Raw genomic sequence first — 4120 nt, forward strand, 5'->3', positions numbered from 1 at the left:
CGACCTGGGAGCGGAGAGTTGCCGGGTGGTACCTGTAGCCTTCGATGGTGAGAGGCTGTCGCTTGGTGTAGCGCATCGATCTGACAATACGCCGAGGTTCAAAGACGGTATATTGCGTTGGGACTTTGCGGCTCTCTGGTCGACGGTCACTGACGGTCTTGGGAAACTTGCGAACGGTGACGTGCCGATCAGCTCTGTCGGTGTCGATAGCTGGGGCGTCGACTACGGGCTGTTGAGTGGAGATGGCAGTCTCGTCGATGACCCGACCTGTTACCGTGATGCGCGGAATATTCCGCAACTGGCCCGTGCGCTCGATCTATTAGGTGCCAGGGAAATTTATGGCGCTACAGGCACCCAAATTCTCGAAATTAATGGCATCTTCGCCCTCATGGATGACGCCCAGAATCGCCCTGAGCGGCTTAGGCGCGCGGAAACCCTGCTCATGATGCCCGATCTCTTCCACCATGAATTGGCCGGAACGAAAGTCACTGAATTTACAGCAGCATCGACATCCGGTCTTTACGATATGGTCGATGATCGCTGGGCCACTTCTCTGATGGATCAATTGGGTATCCCCACGCATATGCTGCCGGAAGTGGTCCCGGCGGGCACTGACGTGGGCGTTGTGAGGGGAGATCTGAACAGCGGCATGCTTAGCAACATGCGGGTTATCCTTCCACCCGGCCACGATACCGCCAGCGCAGTGGTGGCTGTGCCATTCGAGGGCCCGCACGAGGCGTATATTTCATCCGGCACATGGTCGCTTGTTGGAGTGATGGCTAAGAAGCCGTACATAACGGAAGCGTCGCAGCAAGCAAACTTGACCAACGAAGGCGGGTACCGCGGCGATATCCGCTTGCTACGCAATGTGATGGGCCTTTGGATCGTACAAGCGTGCAGAAAACAGTGGGCTGCCGAAGGGCAGGACCTTACGTACACTGAGATCGCCGCCATGACGAAATCAGAAACGCCGTTGCGGAGCGTTATCAATCCCGACGCTCTCGACTTCCTCGCCCCTGGGGACATGCCGGCAAAGATCCGCCAGTACTGTGCCCGCAATGGAATACCGGTTCCGCAAACGATCGGACAGACCGCCCGATGCGTCGTCGATTCTTTGGCCTTGAGCTACCGGCTAATCCTCGAAGACGTGGCGGCCGTCAACGGATGTGCTCCAACAGCAATCAACGTTGTCGGAGGTGGATCGAACCACAAGCTGCTTCAACAGGCGACGGCTGACGCGACCGGCCTCTCGGTCCGTTGTGGTTCCGTAGAGGCCACGGCCCTGGGAAACGCTACGTCGCAATTGATCGCGCTCGGGGAATTCACTGATGCGGACATTCCCGACCTTTTGCATTCAAGTACTAATGTGCGCACCTACCTTCCGGCGCCCGGAGCCGACTGGGACAATGCGGCCGGGAAGCTCCGGTCGCTGATCACGATTGACCTGCACCGGCGGGGATTATGACCCTGCCATTACTGATCCTGGAGGACCATTGACTACTATTTGGGATCCATCTCTTGTATCCGAGGAACTCCTCGGACTGACCCGTTCCCTCGGTCGTCCGCAGCGTGAGATGGCAATTCTGGCCGAGGGCAATACATCGCAGTGGCTTGGTGAAGGTCGATTCACCGTAAAGGCATCGGGCTCCAACATGGCATCGGCGACCGCAAATGATTTTGTGGTGGCTGAAGTAGAGCCGCTCATCCAAGTTCTTGAGAATCGCAGTTCCACGCAAGACGACCTCACCGAAGCTCTGGACGCCGGAGTGCACAACTCAACCCGGCGGAGAGGCTCCATCGAAGCCTCTATCCATGCTGCCGTGCACGCAGTCGACCCAACCGGTTTTGTGGCACATACACACCCCACCGCCGTCGTCTCAGTGCTTGCCAGTATCCATGCTGCAGAGGCATACGAATATGCCGTCTACTCCGATGAGGCCGTTGTTGTAGGTGCACCGTTGTTTGTTCCGTATGCGCAGCCCGGGATTGATCTGGGGCGCCTGTTCTACCGCCGGCTACGCGAGTATTCCGACCATAATGGGCAACTGCCCTCGTTGATACTCCTTCAAAACCATGGAATCGCTGCGCTTGGTCCCTCTGTGAGTGGAGTGGAGGCCGTCTCCGAAATGGCGGTCAAGGGCGCGCAGGTAAGAATAGCCGCCTATTCTATGGGAGGTGTTTCGCCGATCCCTGCCGAATCGATGAAATCCTTCTTCGCCCGTACAGACATTACGGAACGGCGGCAGCATCTGTCTGGTGTTTTCAATCCTGAGACCGAATCACCGATTGGCACCCATACGCGAAATCTGCAAACCGGTTCCGGCAACCATGGTTAACCATCCGCGAAGTATCGCCATCGGGATCGATCTCGCCACGGCCAACGCGAGAGCGGCGGCGGTCTGCATGGAGACTGGAGACGTCCTGGCCGAACAGGCGGCATCGCTCAGCCCCGTGATGGAACCCCGTCCAGGATGGGCGGTACAAAGGCCAGCCTATGCGCGAACGGTTGCTGGACTAATCGGTGGGATCACTTCGATATTGGGGCCCAGGAGCACAGAGATTGGAGCGTTATCGGTTACGGGAACCTCGGGAAGCTTTGTTCCGAGCGACTCTCAAGGCAGGCCGCTGGGCAACGCCGTACTGTATAGCGACCAGCGTGATACCCGGCAGACTCCGGCTGTCGCAGAATCTGCGACGAGCAGCCCCACATCGGCTCTCAACCGTATCCGGTGGCTCGAGGAGCATTACGGGAACGCACGATACCTATCGACTCCTGATGTCGTGATCGCTGACTTGGCAGGGGCGATCCTCCCCTCGGATACCTCGCATTTCCTGAAGACTGGTATCGACGTCGTGAACGCTCGTTGGCCGGACGGATTTCTTGAACAAGTCGGGCTGAAACCGGAGTCGGCCCCGGATCTGGTTCATCCTGGAACGGTCGTTGGAATCGTAGGATCACGGGCCGCAGCGGTGACAGGTTTACCCGATCACGTCCGGATTGTAGCTGGAATGAGCGATGGGTGCACAGCCCAAATCGCCTCCGGCGCTATCTGTCCAGGCGATGTCGCAGGGGTGCTGGGCACGACTCTGGTGCTCAAATCTGTGGCGCCAACCAGTCTGGCTTCGACGGATAAGACCGTTTATTCCCACCGGAGTCCTGAGGGGTCGTTTTGGCCCGGAGGCGCATCGAACGTCGGTGCGGCAATGCTTGCTTCCAATTATGGCTCTAACACGCATGCGCTTGAGCGCTGGTCCGCCCAAGCGCGAGACTATGGGGCTGCGACAGCTGTCTGCTATCCATTGGCGGGGACCGGCGAAAGGTTTCCCTTTGCCTCGCGGACTGCGAAAGGGTTTTTCGCCGGTGGAGATTCAGGAGACAGGCTGGACTATTTTCGAGCCATTCTGGAAGGAGTGGCTTTTATCGAGCGGCTCGGCCTCGAACGGCTGCGCGCGATGGGAATAGAATTCAGCCGCTATGTCGTAACCGGGGGAGCAAGTGCCAACACTCTATGGAACCGGATCCGAGCCACCGTCTTGGAGACTCCCGTATTCCGGCCGCTCGCGCACAATTCCGCCTATGGGGCGGCTCTCCTTGCCGGCTCATCGGTGATAGACGAGACCCTGTCTGCTGCATCAGCACGGCTGGTCAGAATTGACGGTCAGTTTGATCCCCTGGAGTCACAAGCAACACCGGTAATGGACAACTATGCGCAGTTCAAAGATGAACTCGCCAGGCGGGGATACATCGAGGGTATGGCGACTGGCACCGGTTTCACACATCTATAGAAACGGAGATCCAAGTAATGGAACAGGAAAAATCGCCGGCAGCAGTGCAGGAGCTGCTTGCTCGTTCGAATCGTATGGGAGCCAACCCCAAGGTGACGAACTATGGTGGCGGCAACACATCGACTAAAACCTCACTATTGAATCCGTCGACCGGGCAGCAGTCAGAAGTTCTCTACGTCAAGGGTTCAGGAGGGGATTTAGGAACTTTGGAGATTTCCGGTCTGGCGGTCCTCGAGCTAGCACGCATCACCGGGCTGGACGAGGTATATCGCGGACTTGAACATGAAGACGAAATGGTGACCTTGTTCGACTACTGCCGGTTTGGCACGGGTGG

At 57.8% G+C, this 4120-nt stretch carries 3 protein-coding genes and 1 pseudogene; all 4 read left to right on the top strand.

Going from position 1 to position 4120, the window contains the following annotated elements:
• Nucleotides 1-1465, top strand: a 1465-nt coding sequence (locus Y707_RS22650) for a rhamnulokinase (protein ID WP_051441546.1), incomplete at its 5' end; no start/stop codon positions are given.
• A 28-nt stretch (nt 1466-1493) separates the two neighbouring features.
• Complete coding sequence (locus Y707_RS22655) at nt 1494-2336, top strand: class II aldolase/adducin family protein (protein WP_081744557.1); 843 nt, start codon at nt 1494-1496, stop codon at nt 2334-2336.
• Nucleotides 2329-3786 carry an FGGY-family carbohydrate kinase gene (locus Y707_RS22660; RefSeq protein ID WP_081744558.1) on the top strand — a complete coding sequence of 486 codons (1458 nt, stop codon included), beginning with the start codon at nt 2329-2331 and terminating at the stop codon, nt 3784-3786. Before Y707_RS22655 ends, Y707_RS22660 begins: the two co-directional genes overlap by 8 nt.
• A 17-nt stretch (nt 3787-3803) precedes the next feature.
• Nucleotides 3804-4120: pseudogene (locus Y707_RS0101790) on the top strand (bifunctional rhamnulose-1-phosphate aldolase/short-chain dehydrogenase); the annotation flags it as partial.

It is taken from the genome of Arthrobacter sp. H14, from assembly GCF_000520495.1.
Lineage (GTDB): Bacteria > Actinomycetota > Actinomycetes > Actinomycetales > Micrococcaceae > Arthrobacter_C.

What these genes read in the sequence shown, in the direction of transcription:
- Y707_RS22660 (WP_081744558.1), top strand. Translation starts at nt 2,329, where the DNA reads ATGGTTAACCATCCGCGAAGTATCGCCATCGGGATCGATCTCGCCACG.